This window comes from Kitasatospora sp. NPDC002522, from assembly GCF_053595195.1.
In genome coordinates this window covers 40,171-63,863 of sequence record NZ_JBSFXE010000046.1, presented here as the reverse complement: position 1 = coordinate 63,863, position 23,693 = coordinate 40,171, and the positions used below count along the sequence as shown (strand labels likewise).

At 71.7% G+C, this 23,693-nt stretch carries 24 protein-coding genes; 16 read left to right on the top strand and 8 right to left on the bottom strand.

All coding sequences use genetic code 11. From position 1 onward, the window contains the following. Positions 1-55: 55 nt before the first annotated feature. Entirely contained in the window at positions 56-820 is a 765-nt protein-coding gene (locus ACWD4U_RS29710) for a hypothetical protein (protein WP_363458876.1), read from the bottom strand. Between the two features lie 134 nt (positions 821-954). On the opposite strand from ACWD4U_RS29710, the gene ACWD4U_RS29705 reads away from it, so the two are divergent. The 3 genes from ACWD4U_RS29705 to ACWD4U_RS29695 all read left to right on the top strand — a co-directional run bounded on the left by ACWD4U_RS29705 (position 955) and on the right by ACWD4U_RS29695 (position 2,970). Next, complete coding sequence (locus tag ACWD4U_RS29705; protein WP_363458874.1) at positions 955-1,248, top strand: hypothetical protein; 294 nt, start codon at positions 955-957, stop codon at positions 1,246-1,248. 117 nt (positions 1,249-1,365) lie between these two features. Continuing rightward, positions 1,366-1,791, top strand: coding sequence for a hypothetical protein (locus ACWD4U_RS29700; RefSeq protein WP_363458872.1), 426 nt, complete (start codon positions 1,366-1,368; stop codon positions 1,789-1,791). Positions 1,792-1,959: 168 nt separating this feature from the next. Then, positions 1,960-2,970: a hypothetical protein gene (locus ACWD4U_RS29695; RefSeq protein WP_363458870.1), complete on the top strand. Its 1,011-nt coding sequence runs from the start codon at positions 1,960-1,962 to the stop codon at positions 2,968-2,970. A 350-nt stretch (positions 2,971-3,320) separates the two neighbouring features. Here the strand turns inward: ACWD4U_RS29695 and ACWD4U_RS29690 are convergent, their stop codons facing one another. Continuing rightward, positions 3,321-3,884 (bottom strand): hypothetical protein, encoded by a 564-nt coding sequence (locus ACWD4U_RS29690; protein ID WP_363458868.1) that lies wholly within the window; start codon positions 3,882-3,884, stop codon positions 3,321-3,323. 354 nt (positions 3,885-4,238) lie between these two features. On the opposite strand from ACWD4U_RS29690, the gene ACWD4U_RS29685 reads away from it, so the two are divergent. The 10 genes from ACWD4U_RS29685 to ACWD4U_RS29640 all read left to right on the top strand — a co-directional run bounded on the left by ACWD4U_RS29685 (position 4,239) and on the right by ACWD4U_RS29640 (position 15,195). Then, positions 4,239-4,871, top strand: coding sequence for a helix-turn-helix domain-containing protein (locus ACWD4U_RS29685; RefSeq protein WP_363458867.1), 633 nt, complete (start codon positions 4,239-4,241; stop codon positions 4,869-4,871). A gap of 5 nt (positions 4,872-4,876) precedes the next feature. Then, on the top strand, positions 4,877-7,069 hold the full coding sequence (locus ACWD4U_RS29680) for a hypothetical protein (protein ID WP_363458865.1): 2,193 nt from the start codon (positions 4,877-4,879) through the stop codon (positions 7,067-7,069). Continuing rightward, a complete protein-coding gene (locus ACWD4U_RS29675; protein WP_363458863.1) occupies positions 7,066-7,767 on the top strand; it encodes a helix-turn-helix domain containing protein in 702 nt (233 codons plus the stop codon). Before ACWD4U_RS29680 ends, ACWD4U_RS29675 begins: the two co-directional genes overlap by 4 nt. Before the next feature lie 81 nt (positions 7,768-7,848). Next, positions 7,849-10,347, top strand: coding sequence for a DEAD/DEAH box helicase (locus ACWD4U_RS29670; RefSeq protein ID WP_363458861.1), 2,499 nt, complete (start codon positions 7,849-7,851; stop codon positions 10,345-10,347). Beyond that, positions 10,344-11,018 (top strand): hypothetical protein, encoded by a 675-nt coding sequence (locus tag ACWD4U_RS29665; RefSeq protein WP_363458860.1) that lies wholly within the window; start codon positions 10,344-10,346, stop codon positions 11,016-11,018. Before ACWD4U_RS29670 ends, ACWD4U_RS29665 begins: the two co-directional genes overlap by 4 nt. A gap of 87 nt (positions 11,019-11,105) precedes the next feature. Next, positions 11,106-11,597: a protein kilB gene (locus ACWD4U_RS29660; RefSeq protein WP_363458858.1), complete on the top strand. Its 492-nt coding sequence runs from the start codon at positions 11,106-11,108 to the stop codon at positions 11,595-11,597. Between the two features lie 150 nt (positions 11,598-11,747). Next, a complete protein-coding gene (locus ACWD4U_RS29655) occupies positions 11,748-12,377 on the top strand; it encodes a hypothetical protein (protein ID WP_363458857.1) in 630 nt (209 codons plus the stop codon). A 419-nt stretch (positions 12,378-12,796) separates the two neighbouring features. Next, the gene (locus ACWD4U_RS29650; RefSeq protein WP_363458856.1) at positions 12,797-13,864 is read left to right on the top strand and encodes a hypothetical protein; all 1,068 of its coding nucleotides are present in this window, start codon (positions 12,797-12,799) and stop codon (positions 13,862-13,864) included. After that, the gene (locus ACWD4U_RS29645; protein WP_363458855.1) at positions 13,854-14,600 is read left to right on the top strand and encodes a zinc finger domain-containing protein; all 747 of its coding nucleotides are present in this window, start codon (positions 13,854-13,856) and stop codon (positions 14,598-14,600) included. The genes ACWD4U_RS29650 and ACWD4U_RS29645 overlap by 11 nt, the downstream gene beginning before the upstream one ends. Beyond that, entirely contained in the window at positions 14,593-15,195 is a 603-nt protein-coding gene (locus ACWD4U_RS29640; protein ID WP_363458854.1) for a hypothetical protein, read from the top strand. Before ACWD4U_RS29645 ends, ACWD4U_RS29640 begins: the two co-directional genes overlap by 8 nt. A gap of 73 nt (positions 15,196-15,268) precedes the next feature. Here ACWD4U_RS29640 and ACWD4U_RS29635 read toward each other — a convergent pair whose 3' ends face one another. The 3 genes from ACWD4U_RS29635 to ACWD4U_RS29625 form a co-directional block, all read right to left on the bottom strand. Continuing rightward, on the bottom strand, positions 15,269-16,252 hold the full coding sequence (locus tag ACWD4U_RS29635; RefSeq protein ID WP_363458853.1) for a DUF3800 domain-containing protein: 984 nt from the start codon (positions 16,250-16,252) through the stop codon (positions 15,269-15,271). Positions 16,253-16,424: 172 nt separating this feature from the next. Continuing rightward, positions 16,425-16,784 (bottom strand): hypothetical protein, encoded by a 360-nt coding sequence (locus ACWD4U_RS29630; protein WP_363458852.1) that lies wholly within the window; start codon positions 16,782-16,784, stop codon positions 16,425-16,427. A 78-nt stretch (positions 16,785-16,862) separates the two neighbouring features. Further along, entirely contained in the window at positions 16,863-17,852 is a 990-nt protein-coding gene (locus tag ACWD4U_RS29625; protein ID WP_363458850.1) for an ATP-dependent DNA ligase, read from the bottom strand. 80 nt (positions 17,853-17,932) lie between these two features. Between ACWD4U_RS29625 and ACWD4U_RS29620 the strand changes: the two genes are divergently transcribed. From ACWD4U_RS29620 to ACWD4U_RS29610, 3 genes are all read left to right on the top strand, one after another. Then, entirely contained in the window at positions 17,933-18,247 is a 315-nt protein-coding gene (locus ACWD4U_RS29620) for a hypothetical protein (RefSeq protein ID WP_363458849.1), read from the top strand. Positions 18,248-18,485: 238 nt separating this feature from the next. Continuing rightward, positions 18,486-19,259, top strand: coding sequence for a tyrosine-protein phosphatase (locus ACWD4U_RS29615; protein WP_363458848.1), 774 nt, complete (start codon positions 18,486-18,488; stop codon positions 19,257-19,259). Positions 19,260-19,667: 408 nt separating this feature from the next. Then, complete coding sequence (locus ACWD4U_RS29610) at positions 19,668-20,411, top strand: aminoglycoside phosphotransferase family protein (protein WP_363458846.1); 744 nt, start codon at positions 19,668-19,670, stop codon at positions 20,409-20,411. 16 nt (positions 20,412-20,427) lie between these two features. Here ACWD4U_RS29610 and ACWD4U_RS29605 read toward each other — a convergent pair whose 3' ends face one another. From ACWD4U_RS29605 to ureB, 3 genes are read right to left on the bottom strand one after another with little or no spacing between them, the layout of a single operon-like run. Further along, a complete protein-coding gene (locus ACWD4U_RS29605) occupies positions 20,428-21,252 on the bottom strand; it encodes a hypothetical protein (protein ID WP_363458844.1) in 825 nt (274 codons plus the stop codon). A 31-nt stretch (positions 21,253-21,283) separates the two neighbouring features. Further along, positions 21,284-22,960: an urease subunit alpha gene (locus ACWD4U_RS29600; RefSeq protein WP_363458842.1), complete on the bottom strand. Its 1,677-nt coding sequence runs from the start codon at positions 22,958-22,960 to the stop codon at positions 21,284-21,286. Then, positions 22,957-23,667 carry an urease subunit beta gene (gene ureB / locus ACWD4U_RS29595; RefSeq protein WP_363458840.1) on the bottom strand — a complete coding sequence of 237 codons (711 nt, stop codon included), beginning with the start codon at positions 23,665-23,667 and terminating at the stop codon, positions 22,957-22,959. The genes ACWD4U_RS29600 and ureB overlap by 4 nt, the downstream gene beginning before the upstream one ends. Between the last annotated feature and the right edge of the window lie 26 nt (positions 23,668-23,693).

The following is a 23,693-nucleotide window of genomic DNA, read 5'->3' as shown; positions in this document are numbered from 1 at the left end:
CTCCGGGGCCGATTCGAGCGGCCCCGGAGCCACCGCCCATCGTGCTGTCCGGCCGTTACTGGCCGGACGGGCTGAGCAGCGTTTGGGCGGCGAGCGCTCGACGGCGCTCGTGCTCGATGTCCAACTCTGTGCGCAGCCGGGCGGCCTCCACGGCCGGGTCCGGCAGCGGGGTGAGGCGCTGCTCCGCAGGCACGGCCTCGGCGTAGACGGCGAACTGTCCCTGAGTCGGGGCGGGCACGGCGTAGCACGCCTGCGCTGCCGACTCCCAGGTCGAGATGGCCTTGTGGGCCTTGTCTTGGGCGACGATCCACGAGTGGTGGGCGGCCTGGAAGTTGGGGGTGGTGGACAGGGCGCTCCAGGTGACCTCGACCTGGTGGAGGGCGCGGTCTCGTTCGGCGCGGGTCTCGATCTCGGCCGGCAGCAGCTCCACGAGGGTGTTGTGCCAGCGCAGCGGGAAGTACAGGTCCATGACGAGCTGGGTGGCTTCGTGCTGCTCCTCCTTGCTGCCGCCTCGCGCGGCGATGTCGTGGTGAAGGCGTCGGATCTGGTCCATGTCGGTGTCGGCGGTGCCGGTGATGCCCTTGTACTCGATCGCCTTGAGCACGGTGGTCTCCTGTGTCCGGTCACGGGCGTCGATCCCGTGGGAGTCGAGATCGGTGTAGATCGTCTGGCGGGTGGTGCGAGCCGCCTCGGCGAGCGCCGCGATGTTGCGGTTGCCTGCGCGCCAGGCGCGGGCGACGAGGTCCGCCCGGACCTCGCCGGGCGGTCTGGCCCCCCACGCTCGCAGTTCCGCCATCGTCTGGTCACGCGGAGTACTCATGGCTCCAGGGTGTGTCTAATCACTAGACATGTCAATTCATTAGACACGCGGCGGCCGAGAAGCGTCCCTCCCCGGCGCGATCGCGTTCCCGTAGGCGGCTACGGATGTCTGCGGCATGGTGCAAGATCGTCGCCATGCGTTCGATCGTCGATGCGGTGTTGCTCGGGTGGTGGTGGCCGCTCGCGGTCTCAGTGGCGGTGGTGGCCGCAGAACATCGGCGCCGCGACGCCGCGCCCGACCGGGCCCGTGAGTATGCCGACATGGCCAAGGCCGTCCTCGCACTCTCCGCTCCCGCGTTCTGGCTGCTGGCCACCGGGCGGCAGGACGAGATGGCCGGGCAGCTCATCATGGCGGTCTTGGTCGCGCTGCTCGGCTACGGAGGCGCTGGGTCGGTGGTCGACTACGTCCGAGGCCGGCGGCGCCCGTAAGAACAGGACTGCCCTGGCCGGTTGGCACCAGGCGCTCTCCTCCCGCGGGCGGCTACCGGGCACCTGCGGCATGGTTCACAATGCGAGCGGGAGACTACGGGCAGCGAGGAGCCGAGCATGGGGTGGAAGGACGCGGCAGCCGCTGCCGAGCGTGCCCTGGAGAACCGCGAGGCCCGGCACCCCGACCCCTATCTGGAGCTCCTCCGCCTGGGCGTGCAGCACACCGACGAGGCCGTACAGGTGACTCTGATCGTCCCCGGCGCGATCGTCACCGGCAGGATCGTCACCCTCGACCAGTGGGAGCACTTGATGCTCAAGCAACTCAAGCAGCAGTCAAGTGCGCTGCGCAATGTCGCCGGGAACGCGATGGGGGCGCTGGACGACCGGGCGAGCGAACAGGAACGGCCCCGGCCGGACGAGGACAGCCCCTTCATCCACCTGCGGGACGTGACCTACCGGGCCAGCGGCGTCGAAGTGCCCCTGCCCACCTGGCGTGGACCCATCACCGGACTCGTCGGCTGGACGGTCGGCACCCCCGGGTAGAGCTCCCGGAAATCGGGCTGGCTCCGTCGGTGGTGACCGCTAGCATGCGCACAGGTCGGTCGTGGGCCGAGCAGCAGCCCACGACCGACCGGCCTCCGGGCTACAGCCCTGCCCGGCCGGGCGCCACCCCGTCGCGCCGGAACTCCTCGACGTGAAAGGGCCTCTGACGTGACGGCCAACCTCGACAAGCCCCAGTCCGTGGAGGCCGTGGCGCGGCCGGTCTTCGATCCCGCCGTGCCCGAGCCGGTCGTGCGTATGGTCGCCGACCTGGCCGACGCGGTGCCGCAGTTGCTCGCCGACGACAACGCCGAGACCCTCATCGTCTCGAACACCGAGGGCGGCCGGATCGTGCGCAAGTCCTTCAAGGCCATGGTGTGCGGCGCGATCGTCGGCGGCGCCGCCTGGCTGGCAGAACACTTTCTCGGGCAACCCCTGGCGGCTCCAGACACCGACCTCGGACACCGCACGGAACAGATCGACACCCTGGTGCGCTCCGCCCTCGACCTGTTCCAGACCGGCGGGGCGACCGTTGCCGCCGCGGGCGCGTGCTGCGCCGTCGTCGCGGTCGGCTTCCAGACGTCGCAGAACCGCCGGATGGACAAGGCCCTCGGGCAGGCCCGCGGACTCTACGTCCACCCGAGCTGGCTCAGCGCCGACGCCGTCCAGCTCCTTGCCCGGGCGCAGCAGGCCGCCGACACCGTGCTGCGCTCCCGGCTGCACACGCAGGACATGGAGGGCCTGGGCGCCGCCAACCGCGTGCAGCTGCCGGAGCGGATCTGGTCCATCGCCCAGTCTCTGCACCGCTACAGCCAGGCCCGGGTCGCCAGCGCCCGAACGGGCGGCGACGAGGCGACGACGCTCCAGGAGCTGCTGACGGGGGAGCAGGCCGCCCTGGACATGGTGCGCTCCGCCCTCGAGGAGCAGGTCTTCGCGCTGGAGGCGTACGCCCGCCGGGCGCAGGAGGTCGACCAGATCGCGGCCGAGCGCAGGGCGGTGGAGCAGGTGGAGGCGCGCAGCGAGGCGCTCATGGACCTGGTCGCCGAGACGGCGGCGTCCGAGCTCGCGGTCGGCGAGATCAACCCGCTGACCGAAAAGGCCTCCGCGGTGGCCGTCTCGCTCGCCGAGGCGCTGGCGGCGGCCAAGGACGCAGCTACCGCCGCGCTACCGCCCGGCCGGTAGGTGGCGAGAGGGCGTCCCGCTTCAACGTGCCGCCCACACCGGACAGTCGACCGTGTGCCGCGTGAGCACCAGGACCGTGCCGCCGTCCATCACGCTCGTGCTCAGCGTCGCCGCGCAGCAGGCGGGCCGACCTTTGGCCGGCATCGTCTCCCGGGCGCGCCCGCTGACGGCGCCGTTCGGTGGCAGCGGCAGCGGCGCCGGGGTGGCGCCCGAGCGGGGCTGCCGCCGCCGGTGGAGGACTGATCGTCGTCGGGCCATGGCGACACCCTGCCCGCTCGCGCCGCTGCGTGGCCGACGGCGGCAGGCGACACGCCGGGCACGGCTGCCAGCTGGTAGGCCCCGGGCGCCGGTCACCAAGGGCGGGGCCGCAGGTCCCAGCGGGGCGCTCCCCCGTGGTGGTACCGGATGACCGCCTGGGTCAGGGCGTGCTCGGCCTGCCGCAGGCGCACGTCCTCCATGCGCCCCTCGTCCTTCGCCCAGTCCGGCAACGGCCGGTCAGGGAGCGCGGTGGTGAGCGTCTGCCCGAGCTCCGCGATCCGCACGTCCCACTCGCTCAGGGTGTGCCGGAGAGTGCGCACCAGGAGGTCCACCGCCGCAACCGGGTCCGCGCCATCCCCACGAGCCTCCGTGGCCGCCTCCACCAGCACATCCTCGTCGAGGTCGCTGAAGAGATCCCGCAGTTCCGCGGTGTGCTGCAGGTGCTGTTCGAGGATGTCGCGCAGGTCGGCGTCAGGCGGTGCGGCGGATTCCTCGCAGGTCGACTCGCGCTCCTCGCGGAAGGCGGCGGGCTGGTCGACTGCGGGCGGCTGGCCCCGCCGCTGGCCGGCCAAGGTGACCAGCACCCGTTCCGCCTGGGGGCCCAGCGGTGCTCGGCGCCGAATGCCGCGACCGGTGGAGATGGTGCTGCTGCTCATGCCTGATCCAACGCGCGAACGGGCGAAGCGGCTACGGGAAGGCGGAGGAGAAGGCCGTCGGACCAGTCCGGTCGGGCCCGGCCGCCCGTTGCCCCGCCGTGGACGGACGGGGGCGGGCCCGAGGCGGTCGCCGCTGATCCGGTCCAGGGCGGCGAGACAGGGCTCCGAGCTGGCTGGTTTCGTCGACGAAACTTCTCGCAGCCCCCAGTCCAGGTGGCGGGGGCGGGACTCCCTGGGGCCTGGCCGCCCCGTTTATGTGTATTTTCCTTTTACTGAAAACACGTGGACAGTGACGGTGGAACCCCGTAGAGTGAGGTTGTTATTTCAGCAAGGTGAAAACACAAGGAGGTGACGGTGTACGTCACGACAGGCCAGACGGCTACTGCGCTGGGATGCTCGATCCCGACCGTCAGGAAGTTGCTGGCCACCGGCGTCATCCCGGGAGTCCTGGAGCACGGCCGACAGATCGTCCCCCAGACCGCGCTGCACGAACTGCAGCACCGGAGCGGGCCGGACCTCTCGGCGCTGCGCCACCCGGAGGTCGCGGTCCTGCGCACTGGCAGCGCCGAGCACGTCGGTGGGCCGGACGGCGGTTGGAGCGGCTTCGGCACCGAACTGACGGAGGGCCAGCTACTGGCCGCCCTCTCCGGCTGGTGGCGCTGCGACCCCGCCCGGGTGGCAGCTGCCGCTGTACTGCCGGTCACCGTGGCCGGCTTCGTCGTCGCCGTCCTGACCGGCCTGGAGGACTGGACGGCCGACGGGACTGCGGGAACGGGGGCCCGCTACCAGTTCACCGGGGCCCGCCTCGCCGGCTACCTCACCGACCTGACCCACCCCGCCAACCGGGTCGCCTCCGCCCCGGCCGGCACCGACGACCGACGCCTGGCCGACCTGCTGCTCGGTACCCGCCTGCCGTCCCAGTCGAGCGGACCGATCGCCTACGTCAGCACCCGCACCGCCACCGACCAGCCCACCGAAGGGGAGTGAAACCCGTGGACGAGACGTACAACGACAAGCTGACCGAGCTGCGCGCCCTGCGCCCCCAGGTGGCGAAGGCGCAGGGTGCCGTCGAGACCGCGGAGAAGACGCTCGCCGCCAGGAAGACCGCCTTCGAAGCTCTCGTCGGGCAGCGCGCCAAGCTCGTGGTGGAACTCGCCCAGCTCGACGACGCCCAGGGCAAGGGCGAGACGATCGCCAAGGCCGCCGGGATGAAGCTCGGGGACGTCGTCCGGATCGCACCGGCTCTGAGTCCCGTCCAGAGCACCGCCAACGGCACCGGCGCCGTTGTCTCCACCGCGCCCTCCGAGACGGCCGCGGTCACCGAGGCCGCCCCCGCCGAGGCGCAGCCCGTGCCCGTCGTGCCGGAGCCTCCGGCCAACTCCCCTGACGCCCAGGTGCCCGCACCGGTGTCCTCTCCCGAGGCCCGCCCGGTCCGGATCCTGCCTTCTATCCCGCAGGGCCCGGCCGGAGAGCGGTACTTGGTGCCCGTCCCTGACCTGCACAAGAAGCGGCCGGTCTGGGAGCAGCGGTGGTACTCGACGGTGTGGCTGGACACCCGGACCGGCGCGCTGGCCATGGAGCCCCCGGCCGCGAACGTCGTCCAGGTCGACCTCGGAGCCCGTCGGCCCGGTGACATCCTCGACGCGGTCACCTCCGTGGTGCCCGGTGTCCGGCGGATCTACATCACCGGCGGCGACCCCTGGCACATCGAGGCCGAGCGCTACTCCACGCTCAAGGACGCCGTGGCGGCCTGGCTCAACGCGCCCAGCGAGCGGTGGGCGGAGAGCACCGGCGGCGGCCCGAACCGCGATCAGCTGGCCAGTCACCTGGTCCACCCCCGCAACCCGGTCGGCCGCTACATCCGGGCCGGGGCCGAGCGGAACAACCCGACGATCGAGATCCACTCGGTCGGTGCGTGGTTCCAGCCCGACGGTGCGGACGTCGCCGTGGTGCGGCACGCCTTCATCCTCATGTACGAGGCGCTCAAGCAGCAGTGGGACGACGTGGTGATGATGGCGTTCCCGAGCGCCATGGGGAAGGACCTGTGGAAGCGCACCATCCCGACCACCGGCCAGTGGGCTGGCGGCTTCCCGGTGATGAGCGAGGAGCTGCGAGGGCTGCTGCACGCCACCGCCGGCCAGGGCCGCACCGAGCTGATCGTTCCGCCGCGCGTCCCGCAGCAGTTGCCGGGCCTGTTCGAGGCTGACCGCACCTTCGCCTACGCGCGGCACACCCATCGAAGCGGCGTCGGAACCCCTCGCCGCGTCACCGGCCGGGCGTTCGAGGCGATGGACGCCAAGCAGCGGCGCAGCGCCCTCTACGACCCCTCGCACTGGCACATCCGCGCGACCGTCCCCGGCGGCTGGGAGCACGTCGGAGTCCTGCCCGCGCCGGTGCCCGGCGAGCGTGCCTGGGAGTACCCGGCCACTCCGGGTGCCACGTTCACCACCTGGGCGGGTGGCCGCGAAGTCCTCCTCGCGCTGGAGAACCCGCAGAAGCTCCCGTGGCGGATCGAGGTGCTGGACGGCCTGGTCTGGCAGGAAGGCGACCCGCTGGACGAGTGGTCGAACAAGCTCAAGGCCGCCTGGTCGTACCTGCTGGGCCTGTCCCAGATGCACGGTGACGAGCGCACCCGCCGCGCCGCCTACCTCGCGTCTCGCGGTATCCGCTCGATCCAGCTGCTCGGAATCGGGGCCTTCGCCCAGCGTCCGCGCGTCAACCACGGCAGCACGCCCGTCGACCAGACGGTCCCCGACGGCGCGATGATCATCGGTCAGGCCGAGGATCGATTCCTCTGGGAGCGAGCCACCCCCAACTCCAAGGACCCCTGGGCGCACCCGGAGTGGAGCGCCGGGCTCTGGTCGGACGCCCGCGCCGCGCTGCTCGACATGGCCGTCAAGGACGAGGCCAACAAGAAGACCATCGGCCGGGTCGGCGCGCTGCACCTGCCTGCTCGCTCGGTCGTGGCCCTGCGTACCGACGCGATCTACACCACCGAGCCGATCGGCCACTGGCCGTACTTCGGCCGCCCCGGCGAGTACCTGCTCAAGGGCCACCTGCCCGGCCCGGTCGACGCCCCCGTCACCGAGGACGGCCTGCTGGCCCTGCGCAACCAGGGCCGCATCCACCTCGCCCAGTCCCGCCAGGCCGCTCAGCACACCGACGATCAGGGAGGCACGCGATGAGCCCCGCCGACCCGGCCAACCCCAACGAGGCCGCCCGCCTGACCCAAGAGCTCCTCGACGAGGGCTACACCAAGCGCCAGGTCGGCACCATGCTCGACCGCGATGCCAGCTACATCAGCCAGTTCTGGTCCAAAGGGAAGGGCGCCAGCATGGTCGGCGCTCTGCGTGAGCTGCTCCAGGCGGTGCGCGGTGGCGAGCGGGACACCGAGGCGCTCTCCGTCATCGCGGCCCAGAACGTCAAGCGCCGCACGACCAAGAGCGGACAGAAGGCCCGGGTCCGGGGCAAGGACATCATCGGCCAGGAGGGGCGCAGCATGATCGGCCGCGCCGGAAAGCAGGCGATCGGGACGGGTGCCTCCCACCTGGCGAAGGTCGTACGCTCCACCGGCGCAGTCAGCGGGCGCCTGGCGTTCACCGTACGGATGCGAGCCGACCAGTTCACCATGTCCGCCGGTGACGACGGGGACTCCGCGGGCCTTCGCCGCGGGTTCCTGCCCCGCTCCGACGGCACCGAGGAGAGGGCCTACGGGGACTCCGTCAACCAGGGCTTCGACGCGGCGGAGTGGACCGAGCGGGTCGACCGGCACCACGGCGACGTCACTGAGGCCATGCAGGAGTGGCTGGTTGAGACCGGCCGGGCCGTTCCGGACGCCAAGGTCGAGTACCTGGAGGTCCGCGGCTGGGTACCCCGGTCCTGACCCGGCCCACCCGCGCCTGGGCGCCGCCGCCCTGCTCCCTCAGCCCACTGCACCGCTTCCACAGAGACGAGGACATCCGTCGTGAACCCCACCGTCGGCCAGCAGGGCGACAAGCTGTCCGAGCAGGCCGCCGCCGACCTGGCCGGGGCCAGGGCCCTGGCCGAAGCCGTGATCCCGGGCCGCCGCCCGGTGCCGCCGAAGGTCCGGATCGCGCCGATGCGCGACTACCAGCGCAGGGCCGTCTCGGCGGCCTACCGTGAGGTCAGGCACGGCGGCCGGGCGATCCTGGAGATGGCGTGCGGCGCGGGCAAGACGTTGGTCTCCGCCAACTGTGCCAAGCGCCTCGCGCGGTACGGGCGCGTCCTGGTGCTGATGCCGACGATCGAGCTGCTGGAGCAGACCGCCCGGTCCTGGAGCACGATCGGCGGCCGGACGGGCACCGCGATCGCCGCCTGCTCCAAGGAGGAGGCGCTGGAGAGCGCCGAGGCCGGCGGGCATGTCGAGGGATTTGTCACCACGGACGCCGCCGAGCTGGCCGACCTGGTCGCCCGGGTGCCCGCGGGCAAGCCCGTCACCGTGTACGCGACGTACGCCTCCCTGGAGAGGATCGTCAAGGCGCACGACGAGTTCCGCCTCCCCGGGTGGGACCTCGTGATCATCGACGAGGCCCACCGCACCGCGGGTGCCCTCGACAAGACCTGGGCCGCCGTCCACGAGGACGCCAAGGTCCCGGCCGAGCGGCGGCTGTACTTCACCGCCACCCCGCGCATCGCCGACGAGCCGGCCGAGGGCGACCTGTCCGACCTGGTGCTGGGCAGCTCCCGCAGCCTGTACTCGATGGACGACGAGGAGGTCTTCGGGCGCACCGTGTTCCGGTGGACGTTCGAGGAGGGGGTGACCGGCGGCTGGATCGCGGACTACCAGATCATCGTGCCGGTGGTCACCGACGAGGACCTGCGCTTGCTGCTGTCGCTCCCGGCCGTCTCCGACCTGCGTTCCCAGCGCACGAACGAGGACCTGCAGAGGCTCGCGCTGCAGGTCGCGGTGCTGCGTGCGATCGCCGATCTGGGCCTTCGGCGGGTCATCTCCTTCCACGCCCGGATCGACTACGCGCGGAAGTTCGCGGCCTCCCTCGTGGAGACCGCCGACCTGCTGCCGGACTACGACCGGCCTGAGCGGATCTGGGCCAAGGCGGTGGCCGGCACCGACCCGCGCCGCATCCGCCAGGCCGCGTTCGACGAGTTCCGTGCCCACACCGGAGTACGGGAAGGGGACGAGGGCGAGGAGTGCGGCATCCTGTGCAACGCTCGCCTGCTGGCCGAGGGAATTGACATGCCCACGGTCGACGCGATCGTCTTCGCCGACCCGAAGACGAGCCCGGTGGACATCGTGCAGGCCCTGGGCCGGGCCGTGCGCCAAGCCCCCAACGAGGGCAAAACCGCCTACGTCATCATCCCCGTCTACATCGCGTCCCCCGACCGCGAAGCCGGTGACGACGAGGCCGACGACCTCCCCGTCGCTGACCCGGCGATCGTCACCCCGGCCGGCCCCCAGGTCCAGGAGGAGGCCGACACCGCCATCCAGTCCTCCGCCTTCCGCTCCGTCCTGCACGTCCTGCGCGCGCTCGCCTCCGTCGACTCCCGGGTCGTCGGCCGCATCGCCGACCTGCGCACCCACCGCTCCCAGCCCGGCACCACCTTCAACACCGGCCCCGTTCGACTCACGGCCAGCGCCCCGCAGGCCGACGCCGACGACCAAGGCCCGAAGGACGAGACCGAGGCCACGGAGACCGAGACCGAGGCCACGGAGACCGAGACCGAGGCCGCGGTGGCGCAGCCGGCGGAGCAGTCCCCGATCGAGTGGCTGCGCATCAAGGCCAGCGCCCACGCGGCCGAGATCCTGCGCTCGCTGAAGCTGAGGATGTTCAGCCCGCGCACCCAGGAATGGGAGCGGATGTGGGCCCGCGCCGCAGAGTTCTACATCGAGCACCACCACCTCGACGTCACCGACACGGACCAGCACCAGGAGCTGATCACCTGGCTCGGCAACCAGCGCTACCTGCACGAGAAGGGCACCCTGGACGCGGCCCGAGTCTCGGAGCTGAACGCCATCGGGATGATCTGGGACAAGCACGCCCACGCCTGGGCGCGCGGCGCGGCCTACGCCACGGCCTACCAGAAGACCCACGACCACCTGGCCGCGAAGACGAAGGAGCAGCTCGACGGGTACAACATCGGCCGCTGGCTGGAGCGCCAGCGCAAGGCCGAACTCAACCCCGAGCAGAACGCCTCACTCGACGCGCTGGACCCGCTGTGGCGGCTGGAGCCGGACTGGAACCGCTCCTACCGGCGCATGGTCGCCTACCTCGCGGGCGGCGGGACGCTCACCGGCCCGGTGAACCGCACCGGCGTGGAGACCGACCCCACCTTCCGCCCCGGCTCGTGGCTGCGAAAGCAGGACAAGGCCCGGGCCGAAGGCGCGCTGACGACCCAGCAGATCAGCTTGCTGGACGCCCTGCACGAGCAGCACGGTGACACGTCCCCGGCTGCTGCCACGTCCGGATCGGAGCACCGCGGATGAACGGCTACGGCCGCATCCTGCTGGCGGAACTGCTGACGAGCGCCGGCCACTCCCTGGACTACGCCGACGGAGCCATCGCCCGGGACGAGCTCGACGTCCTCGACTGGGCCGCCAGCGCCGCGGAAGCGGCGGCATTTGATGGCCCCCACGGCCGCAGCGACGACTACAACAAGGGGTGGATGGACGGAGCAGCCGCCGCCGAGGAGCGGCTGCTCGTAGAAGCCGAACGGGCGCGCCTCGAGGCAGCCGCCGCTGGCATCACCGTCCCGCCGGAGTCGCCGTCGCTGCGCCCCGAGCTGGCCGAGCGGGCCGCCGCCCGCGTCGCCGAGCGGCAGGGCTCGCTCGCTCGAGCGATGACGCCCCGGACGGCCCGGCTGCCAGCCCGGCCGGAAGGGCGGCCGTACGTCGAGGACGAGTACAGGCAGCCTCTGGACGAAGACGGGGAGCCGGTCCGCCTGGCCGTCCACCACGTCGACGGCCAGCTGCTGATCCCGGCCGAGCAGGTGACCGCCATGGTGAGGGGCATTGCCCACCTCTGGAGGCACCAGCGCGGCGGCGGAGCGCCGCTGGACTTGGACACCACCGCGCGACTGTGCCAGTCCCTGGAGGACTATGCCGACGACCTCGACGCCGAAGTCGGCGCCGGCGACCGCTCCACCCCAACGCCCTGACGGCCGAGAACAACCTTCTGTCCGGCCGGGGCCACCCAGCTCCGGCCGGACACCAGCCGAGCCCGAACCGCACCGAAGGGAACCAGCATGGACGCGAACACCGTCGTCACGATCGGCAGCACCGTCATCGCCGCCGCAGCCGCGCTCGGGGGCACGTTACTGGGCCACCTCATGCAGCAGCGGGCCACCCGCGCCCAACAGAAGATCCAGACCTCCGAGGCCCGCCGCGCCGAGATCCTCGCAACGGTGACCGCCCTGGTGAGTGCCCTCGACAACCACCGCCGCGCCCAGATCGTCCGGACCCGCGCCTTGGCTCTCAACCCCAGCGCTCCCGAGCAGGTCGACCACGAGCACTCCCCGGCCGTCCACGACACCCGCAGCGCCGTCACCCCGCCGCGCCTCGCCCTGCGGATGACCTGTCCGGCCCTTGCCGCCGCAGCGGAAGCCGCCGTCACCGCCACCTTCGCCCTGCGCGGCGCCGCCTCGCTCGCCGAGGTCGACCGCCTGCGCGCCAGGGCGAAGGCAGCTTGCGACGCCCTGGTTGCAGAAGCCAGCGCCCTTCTGGCTACCGCTGCCTGACAGAAGGCCAGGACGCCCAGCCCGGCCCTAGCAGGTGAGGTCACCCGTAAGAGTGAACGTGGATAGAGGAATTCCTAACGAGACGTCAAGGGGCTAAGCTCCCCCTCGTTAGAAGTGCTTCTATCCACGTCCGTTGCACCGGGAGCCGCTTTGAAAATCACCCTGATCGCCGAGGAACCGACCGATGGCTTCCTGGATGACCTACGCACTCTGCTCGCCAAGCACGCCGCCGACGTCGTCGTCGACACCGGCTGGACGTCCGAGCGGGCCAGCCGCTACTACCTCGCCCTGCCGCCCCGCGCCCAGCGGATCCTGGAGGAAGCCGTCGCGCGCGGCGGCACCGTCGCCGCCGACGACCTTCGCGGTGAAGACGCCACCGCCAGCCTCAAGGGCCACGCCGCCGGCCTAACCCGCACCATCACCCGCGCGATCCAGGAAAGGTGGCTCCCCAGCGGGATCGAGTCCCCTGTCCAGGGCGTCGGCCCGGGCTACGGCAAGGTCCTCGGCTACCGCGTCCACACCGACCAGCTCGACCTGTTCCGCGACACTGTCCTCGCCCTGCCCTGCCAGCGCCGCACCGCCCTCGCCCAGGAGATCACCGAACGCGGCGGCAACTGGAACATCGCCCGCGCCAGCACCGCCCTCGGCCTCCTCAAGCTCCCCACCGACTTCGAGGGCGCCGCGGTCCTGCTGCGCCACCTCGCCGACGTCGGGCACATCGTCCCGGGCACCCCTGGCCACGACGACACCTACCAGCTCGGCACCAGTACCGAGAACTGAGCAGGTCCTGCCCGCCCGCGCAGAGAGCGCGACGCCACCAGGTGGACACCCGCCCCGGCCTGACCAGCCGCCGCTGCTCCGTGGGCCACTGGCTGCCGGTGGCCCACGGCACGCTCCCCTTCGTACGCGCCGGAGCGGAGGCGTAGCGCCATGTGTCCGGGTGGCTACGAAGCCGCTACCCCTAGGCCCGCGATGCCGCTATTGTGTTCCGGTACCTATTGAGAGGTATGGGCTAGCGCGCCGAGCCCGAGTCCCGCCGACCTGCCCGCGAGGGGCGGCACAGCGGTCAAGGTGGTAGGAGTCGAAAGAGCTCCCGCACCGCGCGAGGTGATCATTCGTCAGGTCCACCCTTTGTGCTCTGCGCTGATGCTGCGCGCGGGCCGGGTCGCGGGACCGCGCACCGCGCTGGAAGGCATCCCGTGCCCAAGGACAAGCGCTCCAAGAAGCAGGCCGCCCGCCGGAAGGGGAAGGCCACCGGCGCCCCTCACGCCGCCATCGTGAACGGCGCCGCCCACCGGCACCCCGCCCCCGACTTCGGAGTCATGGACTCCCGCCCCTACGGCGTCACCAGGCAGGTCAACCTCGCCCCCGCCGCCGCCCTGGTCGGTGCCGCCCGCGCCGGCTGCCGACCGTGCCAGAAGTCGGCGATCCCGGCGGTGCTCGCCAGTGACCGCCTCATGGTGGCCACCCTGGCGGGGACGCCGTTCAGCCTGCTGCCGTCCACCGGGCTGCTGTCGCCCGCCTCCGTGAAGCTGTGGGAGGTCGGTCGGCGAATGCGGGAGAGCGGCTTCGATGGCCCGGCCCCGGCCGCGCCGATGCTCGCCCTCCTGGAGAGCCTGCCGGAGGAAGAACTGCGCGACATCCTGGAGGACGCCCTCGACATGTGGGCCGGATTCGGAGCCGGTCCCGAGGAGTCCGCCGCGACGCCCGCCGACGAGCGGGCGGAGCACGACACCGACGAGGACGACCTGCCGGAGGCCACCGCGCCCCCTGAGAATCCCTTCACCGGCGAGGGCCTGGTCTACCTGAGCGCCGACCAGCTGGCCGCCGGGATCCCGCTGCCGCTGCTGCTGCAGTCCGCCCTGACCGGCACCGTCGAAGACCAGATCACCGAGCATGCCCACGACCTCTTCGACACGCTGAACGAGCGCGGCCCGGCCGCGATCCGCGAAGCCGTGCTGCTGCTGGCCCAGTACCTGCTCTCCGGCGGGACGTACGGGGCAGGGAGCGAGGCCTCCGTGCGGTACTACCGCCAGCAGCCTGCCGCTGACCTCCAGACCCCTGCGCTGACCGTCATGCACCTGCTGCTGGCCACGTACATCGGCACCGGCCGCCCCGGCGCCGAGCACTTCCTCGACGGAGACGAGGTCGACGCCGAGCTCGGCGGTGTTCTGAGGATGCTGTTCTGCATCGCCGCGTTCGCGTCCGGCTGGCCCGCCGCCCGCCAGCAGGCGCTGACCGAGGAGCTGTGCGCCGGTGTCCGCTGACCTCGTACCCCAGGCCGTGCAGACCAGCACCGACCCGGCCGACACCGCCCACCTGCGCGCGGGCAAGCGCATCACCCTGGAGGAGATCACGCTCCACCTGTCCGGCGCCGGCGTGCTGCTCGCCCAGCTGGCCCGTGCCGCGGAGACCCCCGACCAGCCGGTGGAGCTCGCCGACCTGATCGACCCGCTGAACCGCCACGCCAAGGAGCTAGCCGCCTTCGCGAAGATGGCGAGGCACCTGACGGCGATCGTCGCCGGGGATGTGCCGCTGGCCGCGACCATGCCCGACGGGGCGCGCTGGGGAGCAGCCGCCCGCGGCGAGGAGCGGCGGGAGTCCTTCGGCGGGCCGGCCGTCGTGCCGACGATCCGCCAGCTGGAGATGCTCGCTGACCGGGTGGCCGCCCACGATCCGGACGCTCCAGGGTGGCGGCAGGACCGCTTCGGCCAGGAGACGAAGAGGATCACGTTCCCGGAGGCGATGCTCGGGGTCACCTTCGTGGAGTCGAAGGCCGCCCGGGCCCGGCGCGCGGCCGAGCGGGAGCGGGCGATCCGGCAGGAGGTGCTGGAGACGGCGTGCCCGTCGCCAAAGTGCGGAGCCGAGCGGGGCGATCACTGCCGAACCTCCACCGGCCGGATCTCCGAGCAGCCGCACAAGGGCCGCCTGGACGAGGCCACGGCCTCGGTGGACGCCCGCCTGGGGTTCGACCTCAACCCGGTGGCGGTGCCCGGTGCCTGACGAGGACACGATGCGCACCGGCACGATGCGGCTGGAGGTGACCGTCGACCGCTACATGGCGGCCCGGCTCGCCCGGTTCGCCGGCAGTCGCGGCCTGTCCGTGCCCCGGGTGCTGGAGATGCTGCTCGAACTCTCCGAGATGCGGGCGGCGGACGGCACCTTGCGGCTGGGCCCGTTCACCGTCGGCTCGGACTGCGGCCCGGGCCCCGACTGGGTCGGCACGGTATTCGCCGACCCGCCGCAGGTCGAGTACCCCGGCCTGGACGGCTACGGCCGTAGCGTCCGCGCCCGCGTCGCGCCCGGCCCGGCCGGGCGAGACCGCTACGGCACCTACGGCCTGCGCGATCGCACCACCGAGACGCCCCGCCAGCAGCAACAGACCGACTGCACCGACCTACCCGAACTCGAGCCGCAGACCGTCCACTCCCACGCCACCGGCCTGACGCCGCCCGGACCGGAGTGCACCTGCGGCAGCGCGCCGTGCGGGGGACTGGCACCCGTACGGGACGACTGCCCCGAGCACGGCCCGCTCGAGGTCCCGCTGTTCTGGCACGCCGGCCGCTACTGCCTGGCCACCGCGGACGAGCTGTTCTAGCTGCAGCGGCACGGCGCGGCAGTCCGTTCCCGACAGGGAGGGGCCCCGCGCCGTCGGCTCCGGTACCGCTCCCTTAAGGGAACGGCCAGACCGCGCCCGAGACCCAGGGGAACACCAGTGGCGCCAGCCGCTTGCAGAACGGATCGCCACTGCCCGCCGCCTTATCAGCCGCCCACTGCCGCACCGCCCCCGCCGCCCAGTCAGCCAGCTGCAGCTGCGGGTGCGCCCTGCTGTCGGCGAATTCGATCCGAGACGCCGGTAGCTGCTGCACGAATCCCCCGGGGTTGGCCGGGTCAGGGAAAAGGTGTGCCGTGCGCAGAGTCACCGCCCACTGGGCGATCACCTTCGACGAGTCGTGGACCAGCCGGAACCGGCCTATCGACCGCCCGAAGTCCAGGCACAGCTCGTACAGGGCCGGGACAGCCGGATCTAGCGTGTCCCGCAGGTCTCCCGATCCGAGGTCCACTACCGCCTCGTCCGCTACAGGTCGGCAGTGCTCCATCAGCTCGAACAGGCCAGCTGCCTCGTTGTGCGGGACCGTTGCCCTGAACGAGGTGATCGAGGCGTACAGGTCGTCCGTGCTTGCCCGTTGCCGCACCCAGTCCACGAACGCCTGCAGCATCCGGTCGTAGGCTGCCCGGTCGCCGAGCCGCCTCCCCGCCAAGTGCATCATCTCGGCCAGCGCCAGGGTCTCCTGCCCGTTGTAGAGGTTGTAGCCCATAGCGTGGGCCATCGGCTCCATCAGCAGGTCAACCATCTTGGTCATCACCATGAACTGCTTGTGCATCAGCTGTGCGCGGACGGCGCCCTCGGGCAGCTGCTCGAATGCCCGCAGCAGCGCCTTCCGGCCTCGGGCTGCCTTCGCCAGCGACCCGTACTTCGGCTCGCCCTGCGTCGACGGCAGCTGGCACCGTACCTCGGCGACGAGGTCGGCAGCTGCCCGGTCGTCGAGATGAACTCCCGCCAGGGCGAAGACCGGCTGCCCGGGATCGAGCAGGTTCTGGCCCGAGTTGCCGGTCTCATCGAAGTAGACCGTGGGGTCGTCGGTAGGAGGCATTCCCCGAGGATGCCGCCCGTGAGAACCGGTCGGCGACCGCTTTCCGCGAAGCCGATCGGCTTCGGGATCCTCCGCGCGGTGGCCGCGGCAGGGGCTGCCCCGGCACTCGCTCCGCCAGATTCGGCAGGGTGGTTCAGACCGCATGGGGCGAGCGGCTGGGCGCCACGGCTGTTCAGCGGTGGTCGGCCGGGAACCCCGCGGTCATCGACCCGTCGCGGCGCCGCCGCAGCCACACCGGGCGGTGCCCCAGCTGGGCGACGGAGGGGGTGACGAAGAGCAGGCCCAGCTCCTCGCCCGGCTCGGCGGTGTCGTAGGCAGCTGCGACCACCAGGCGCAGCGCCTCGCACGCCGCACCGTCGGGGTCGAGCGCTGCACCGGGCGGGTCCAGGTACGCCCCCAGTTCGATCAGGGCGGTGCGCAGCGCGCTGGTGACGTGGGTGATCTGCGCGCCGTTGAGAGCGGGGTGGCCGGCGGAGTCCGGGTGGGGCAGGACGGTGGTATTGGACGGTGAGGTGGTGGTCACGGAGGTCATGCATAGGAAGGTAGGCGCAGGGCCCGACAACGACTGGGCTCTGCAGCGCCCGGGTCACTCGATCGAGGACGGCGTATGTCAACCCGGGAGGAGGTCGTCCACCTCCAGGTCGGGGCGGGTGCGCAGGACTCGGGGCCGGTGGCGCCAGCGCCCGAATTCGAGCTGGCCGGCGTCGACCTCGATGTCGACGACGATGGTCGGCACGACCGGCCGGTAGAGAACTGGGGGGCTGCCGGGAAGACCGCCAACGGTGCCGGGCAGCTCGGCCAGCTCGGCGGCGGCCGGTTGCAGGCGGGAAGCCAGCTCCGCCCGCACTGCGGGTGGCAGGGGGAGGCTGACCCCGACCGGGCGCAGATGGCCCCTGCTGCTGGGCAGCCCGAGGACGGCGCCCTGGGAGGCGGGGGTCGCGCCCGGGGTGATGCCGAGGACGACGGCGCTCGTACTGTCCTTCACCCGGTACTTCAGCCAGTCGGAGCGGCGTCCCGGCCGATACGGCTGGGAGGAATCCTTCACCACACAGCCCTCGATGCCGCCGCCCAGTGACCCGAACCAGCCCTTGGCCTGCTCCGGGTCGGCGGTGGTCGGCAGCGGCCAGATTCGCCCGCCCGCGGGGAGCAGGTCGAGCAAGCCGGAGCGTCGTTCTTCGAGAGGCAGGGGGCGCAGGTCGACCGCGCCAGTGGCCAGCAGGTCGAACGCGGCGACCTGGACGTGGAAGGTCTCCCCGGCGCGGGGGCCGCGTCCGCCCGCGCGGGTCTGCAGCAGGCCGAAGGCCAGTGAACCGTCGGTCTTGACGGCCAGCAGTTCGCCGTCCACGACCGCCTCCGGCAAACCGGCGGCCACGGCCGCGATGTCCGAGAACGCCGCGGTCAGGTCGGTACCGTGGCGGCTGTACACGGCCGGGCGTTCACCGGTGCGCAGGCACACCCGCCAACCGTCGGCCTTGGGTTCGAACCACCGGTGGCTCTGTGCCGCAGGCAAAGCGGCGACCGGGCGGGCCAGCGCGAGCTCCACCGGCAGGTCGAAGGGCGTCCGGCCCCGGCCCGCCGCCGCCCTCCGTGTTTTCGGCACCCTTACCTCCTTGCGCCCTTGCCTCCAGGATGGTCCGGCCACGTTGCGGATGGCGTGGAGGAGCGCGCCACCCTGGAGTTGTGGCACGTGTTCGGTACTGCGCAAGCTGCGGAGGCCGGCTCCCCCGGGGAGCCTCGTCCCGGCGCTGGTACTGCAACGACGCCTGCCGGGCCCAGGCGTACCGCAACCGCAAGGTGGAACAGCGCCGCCTGGACTTCCTGGCCCTGCTCGGGCAGGCCCATTACGCCAGCCACCGACGGCTGATCCGGGCGCTGACCTGTCCGGTCTGCGGGCGCGCGACCATGGCCAGGGCGGGCCGGCGGCGCGATGCCGTCTACTGCTCCGGCCGGTGCCGGTCCCGCGCCTGGCGTCGCCGGGCCCAGGCGGCAGCGTGACGTCAAGCCGTCACGAATCCGCCCCGTACCGGCCGGTATGACGCCTCCACGTCACGCTACGCAGCCCTTTCGTGCGTCCCTCCACGATGGTGGCTCCGGTGCGACCGCCGTGGTGCAATTCGGTGCGCCTGGGGGCATATTGAGGCCACCTGAGTGATGATTTTCAGTCTCTCGAAGGGAGCGGAACTTTTTCTGCAATGGGGGAACGGAAGAGGGGCAAAGGCCCTATTCTTTTCTCATGACGAAGCCTGACGGTGGAGCAAAGTCAGTAAGTCGCCTCGTGCCGGCACAGAGAAACCAGCCGGACGTACCGAACGTGCGCAACTTCCGGGATGCGGGAATTTCTCCCCTGCGCCCTGGGGTCCTGTACCGATCCGGTTCCTTGAACCGGCTGACCGAAGTGGGGTCCGAGCGCCTGCGAGACCTGGGCGTTCGCACGGTGATCGACCTGCGCAGCAATGTCGAGAGCAATGTCTGGCCCGGGCAGATCCACGGGCTCACTATCGAATGGGTTTCGATTCCGGCGCTGCCCGATCTGGATGCCCTGAAGGAAATGGGCTTCTCCGACTTCTCCGGCTTCGACGGCAAGCCGTGGCCCGTGGATCCCGCTGCCCTGTACCCGTTCATGGCCACCTACGCGGCCCCGGCGATCGCGGCGCTGGTAAGGCGGCTGGCCGAGCCAGCCTCGCTGCCAGCGGTCGTGCAGTGCGCGGTGGGCAAGGACCGGACGGGCCTCGCGGTGGCGGTGATCCAGTCGTTGCTGGGCGCCCCGCGGGACCAGGTCGTCGGGGACTTCGTGCAGTCCAATGTCGAACTCGCGCTGACGGCCGGCCCGACATCCTTTCTGGACGAGGCAGGGGTCACCCGTTACTCCCACCCGGTCAGCGAAGCCCTTCTGGCCTCCGCGATGGACACGATCCTGACCGCGCACGGCTCTATCCCCGCCTACCTGGCACCCCACGGGGTCACAGCGGCCGACCTGGACGCCCTGCGCTCCAACCTGCTCGCCTGATCAGACTCGCCCAGCTGCGCCCGCGATCCGGAGGACCGCGGGCGCAGCTGCGTGAGCACGTCCGGCCGCCGCGCGGGGCAGCGCGTCGATGCCTCGTCATCCGTTGGGGTGACATTCGCAACGTGGCCGGCAGCGGGAGTGCCATGCCGCTGATGTCCACCGCCGACATCGCCGCAGGCCACGCCCGGTGTACTTTGATCAATTACGCGACCGGCGATCACTGAATGCGATCTTGGAAATGCCGAACTGTACTCGCGGCGCGGCGAGTTGGTCACCCCGTGGCCGTTGTGCGGGGCGACTCGTATAACATCGCTTGGGTCGCATGGCGAGCCCTGGTGTCCTAGCGTTGATTTGTGCTGCTGGTAGACCCATGGGCCGATTCGGGATCTAGGTATGGGAGCGGCTGAAATGGCTGATGCGCCTGGTGGTTCGATCGCGCTTTCCGGCGGGCGGATGACCGACGGTGTCGTCCGGGTCGACAATTCTGTGCGCAGGCCCGTAAAGGAATCATCGGAATTCGTTGCGGCTCTTCTCAAGGTATTCGAGCACCAGGAATTCGAGGGTGCGCCGCGGTACCTCGGCCAGGCCGACGGGATGGATATCCTCAGCTATCTTCCCGGCGATGTCCCGGCGCGCTTCCAGTTGTGGGCGGACGAGCAGGTGGCCGCGGCCGGGCGACTGCTGCGGTCCATGCACGACGCGACGCGGGGGAGCGAACTCGCCGACCGCTCCCAGGTCGTCTGCCACCGCGACGCCGCACCGAACAACGCGGTCTTCGTCGACGGCCTGGAAGGTCTGCCGGTGGCCTTCATCGACTTCGACACCGCGTCCCCGGGCTCGCCGCTCGAGGACCTCGGCTACGCCTCCTGGACCTGGTGCGTGGCATCGAAGCGGGGGGACCAGGTGGCGCGGCAGGCTGACCAGGTTCGGATCCTTGCGGACGCCTACGGCCTCGAAGGGCCCGAGCGGGCGGTCCTGGTCGACGCCATCATCGAGCAGCAGGCGCGCAACGCCCGGTTCTGGGCCGAGGTGGAGGCGTCGGGAACAGGCACCCCCAGGCCCGACGCCATCGCTCAGAGCATCGCGTGGAGCCGACGCGAGCTCGCGTTCGTCGTCGCGAACCGCGAGGTCTTCGACGCCGCACTCGCCTGACCTGCAGCCCCGATACCTACGCCTTCGGCGCCGTGAGAACTGGGGCCGGCGGGAGCCCGAACATCGCCCCGCTGGTTCGCGCCAGTGCCGCGACGTCCACGGCCTGCCCGTCCTCCGCCACGTACGGGGCGACGGGCTGGCCAAGCGGCGGGTTCACCAGGTAGAGCACCGTGATGCGCCGCTCCAGGTGGTGGTTGCGGACCTGGTGGTGGAGCGGCGGGACCTGACCGGCGGTCATCGCGGTGAGCACGCTGCCGGGCATGACGAGCAGGCGGCCGTCACCGACGGCCGCCGCCTGCATGTCCCCGTCGGTTTCGATCTCCAGTCCGGGACCGTCCGAGGTGGCGAGGGTGAACAGGTGGCCGTCCTCGTGGCGGTCCTGGAGCAGGTCTCGCTTCGGGTCGCGGAGGTACCAGTTGATCTCCAGGTAGGACGAGGCGCGGAACTGCAGGTTGTCACGGTAGCCGTAGTGGTCGGCCAGGCCGGCCAGCACCTGGTCCGCAGCCTCGGCGGCGACCTGCCAGTACGCGCCCAGGGCCTTGAGGAACGGTGCGACGGAGTCGGCCTCGTGCCCGGGGACCTTGGCCGGGTCGTCGGCCCAGTAGGTGAAGCTGCTGTTCATGTCGGGCCGGTCAGGGGTGACGGAGTACTGCCGCCCGTAGGGCCGGTAGCCGAAGTTGAAGTCGTCGCTGCCGTGCCGGAGCTTGGTCTCCTCGTCCTGGGTGAAGAACCGCGCCGCCTGGGTGCGCAGCTCCGCGAGGACCTCGGCGTCTGCGGTAGGCAGGGGGATCGTCGCGTGGCCGCGGTCGAGAAGGTCGCGGGCCGGGCTGGTGGGGGACATAACGGTGCTCCTGGGTGTCTCGGGCCTGGGATTACAGGAAGTAGAGCTGGCTGAGCGCGGTGACCTCAGCGGGCGGGGAGCTGATCGGGTCGCCGTCGAGGGTGACCTGCCCGGTGCCGGGGTGGACGCGGACGTCGCTGATCCGGTCGTTGCGGTTCATGTCGGCTAGGCCGATCGTGCGGGTGTCGCGGACGGCGACGCGGCGGCGCCGGGTCGGCAGGGTGTCGGTGCCGCTGTCGTGTGCGGCGCGGCTGACGAAGGCGACGGACAGGTCGGCCGCGGTGGCGCCGTACGCGCCGACCTGCGGGCCGAGGACGAGGGGCTGGCTGGTCTCGGTGGAGGCGTTGGGGTCTCCGGTGGCGCCCCAGGCGGGGTAGCCGGCTTTGAGGACGAGCTGCGGCTTGGCGCCGAAGTAGGCGGGGTTCCACAGGACGATGTCGGCGAGGCGGCCGGGGGTGAGCGCGCCGATCTCGTGGGCCATGCCGTGGGCGATGGCCGGGTTGATGGTCAGCTTGGCGATGTAGCGCAGGATGCGTTCGTTGTCGTCGCCGCCGGGCTCGGTGTCCAGGGCGCGCATCTTGGCAGCTACCTGGAAGGTGCGGCGGACGGTCTCCCCGATGCGGCCCATGGCCTGGGAGTCGGAGGAGGTGATGGGGATGACGCCGAGGTCGTGGAGGACGTCTTCGGCGCCGAGCGTGCTGGTGCGGATCCGGTCGCAGGCCATGCGTTGGCAGTCGGGGTCGTCGGGGTCGAGCCGGTGGACGGTGGCGATCATGTGGAGGTGCTCGGCGGCGGTGTCGCGGGTGTAGGGCAGGCTCGGGTTGGTGGAGGAGCCGATGATGTTCGCCAGGCCGGCCAGCTGCAGGACGTTCGGGGCGTGGCCGCCGCCGCAGCCCTCCACGTGGAAGGCGTGCAGCGTACGGCCGCCGATGACCGCGAGGGTGTCCTCGACGAACATCGCCTCGTTGAGGGTGTCGCTGTGCAGCGCGACCTGGACGTCGTGGTCGTCGGCGACGGTCAGGGCGGTGTCGAGGGCGCGGGCGTGGGCGCCCATGTCCTCGTGGACCTTGAACCCGGAGGCGCCTCCCTGCTCCAGGGCCCGCAGCAGCGGGTCCGGGTCGGAGGAGGAGCCGCGGGCCAGCATGGCGAGGTTGACCGGGAAGGCGTCGAAGGCGCGCAGCGCGTGGCGCAGTTCGGCGGGTGTGGTGACGCCGCAGCCCCAGGTCGGGCCGAAGTTCTGGGAGACGATGGTGGTCACTCCGGCGGCCAGGGCTGCGCCCATGATGCCCGGGGAGCAGAGGTGGACGTGGGTGTCGACGATGCCGGGGGTGGCGATGAGGCCCTCGCCGGGGATGACGGTGGTACCGGTGCCCGCGAGGACGTCGACGCCCTCCAGGGTGTCGGGGTTGCCGGCGCGGCCGACGGCGGCGATCCGGCCGTCCTTGATGCCGATGGAAGCCTTGCGGACGCCGAGGACGGGGTCGACGAGCAGGACGTTGCTGACGATCAGGTCGCAGGTCCGGTCGGTGAGGCAGGCCTGGTAGTGGATGCCGTCGCGGCCGGTCTTGGCGTAGCCGACCAGGAACTCCTCGCCCCGCCGCTGGGCGTCGGCTTCGACGCGCAGGGTCAGGCCGGTGTCGGCCAGGCGGACGAGGTCGCCGGTGGTGGGGCCGTGCTGCTGCGCGTAGGTGAGGTGGCTGCTGCTCACAGGTCGCCTTCCTGGTCGGTGGTGGAGCCGCTGTCGAGGTAGCCGGCGACGTGGGCGCGGGTGAGCGCGGCCTCGCGGGCGCCGGGGGTGTCGAGGGGGCCGTCGACCAGGCCGGCGAAGCCGATGACGATCCGGTCGCCGCCGATCGGGGTCAGCTCCACCTCCAGGGGGGTGCCGGGCTCGAAGCGGGCGCTGGTGCCGACGGGCAGGGCGAGGCGGCGGCCGTAGGCGGCGACGCGGTCGAACGCGAGGGCTCGGTTGGCCTCGAAGAAGTGGAAGTGCGAGGTGACGGCGACCGGTACGTCGCCGGTGTTGGTGACCTCGATCCGCACGATGTCGGCGTACGCGGCCAGCGGCTGGTCGGCGGGCAGGACGGCGCCGGGCGCCGCCGCGGGGTCGGTGGCCGGGCCGAGGGGGTGGGTGATGACGATGAGCTTGGAGCCGTCGGGGAAGACGGCCTCGACCTGGATCTCGGTCAGGATGCCCGGAACCTCCGGCAGCACGTCGGCGGGTGTTAGGGCCGCGCGCCCGGCGGCGACCGCGTCCTCGAGCCGGCCGCCGTCCCGGGCGGCCTCGCACGCGGCGTGGGAGATGAGCGCGGTCGCCTCGGGCACGTTCAGCCTCACGCCGCGCTGGTGGCGCTCGCGGGCCAGCAGGGTGGCCGTGTACAGCAGCAGCCGGCCCTGCTCGGCGGGGGTCAGATGCACGGGAACTCCTTCCGGACGGGGGCGGG

Bases quoted from the DNA above. Each gene is read 5' to 3' on its own strand.
- ACWD4U_RS29710 (WP_363458876.1), bottom strand. From the start codon at position 820: ATGAGTACTCCGCGTGACCAGACGATGGCGGAACTGCGAGCGTGGGGG.
- ACWD4U_RS29705 (WP_363458874.1), top strand. From the start codon at position 955: ATGCGTTCGATCGTCGATGCGGTGTTGCTCGGGTGGTGGTGGCCGCTC.
- ACWD4U_RS29700 (WP_363458872.1), top strand. From the start codon at position 1,366: ATGGGGTGGAAGGACGCGGCAGCCGCTGCCGAGCGTGCCCTGGAGAAC.
- ACWD4U_RS29690 (WP_363458868.1), bottom strand. From the start codon at position 3,884: ATGAGCAGCAGCACCATCTCCACCGGTCGCGGCATTCGGCGCCGAGCA.
- ACWD4U_RS29675 (WP_363458863.1), top strand. From the start codon at position 7,066: ATGAGCCCCGCCGACCCGGCCAACCCCAACGAGGCCGCCCGCCTGACC.
- ACWD4U_RS29665 (WP_363458860.1), top strand. From the start codon at position 10,344: ATGAACGGCTACGGCCGCATCCTGCTGGCGGAACTGCTGACGAGCGCC.
- ACWD4U_RS29660 (WP_363458858.1), top strand. From the start codon at position 11,106: ATGGACGCGAACACCGTCGTCACGATCGGCAGCACCGTCATCGCCGCC.
- ACWD4U_RS29635 (WP_363458853.1), bottom strand. From the start codon at position 16,252: ATGCCTCCTACCGACGACCCCACGGTCTACTTCGATGAGACCGGCAAC.
- ACWD4U_RS29630 (WP_363458852.1), bottom strand. From the start codon at position 16,784: ATGACCTCCGTGACCACCACCTCACCGTCCAATACCACCGTCCTGCCC.
- ACWD4U_RS29615 (WP_363458848.1), top strand. From the start codon at position 18,486: ATGACGAAGCCTGACGGTGGAGCAAAGTCAGTAAGTCGCCTCGTGCCG.
- ACWD4U_RS29610 (WP_363458846.1), top strand. From the start codon at position 19,668: ATGGCTGATGCGCCTGGTGGTTCGATCGCGCTTTCCGGCGGGCGGATG.
- ACWD4U_RS29605 (WP_363458844.1), bottom strand. From the start codon at position 21,252: ATGTCCCCCACCAGCCCGGCCCGCGACCTTCTCGACCGCGGCCACGCG.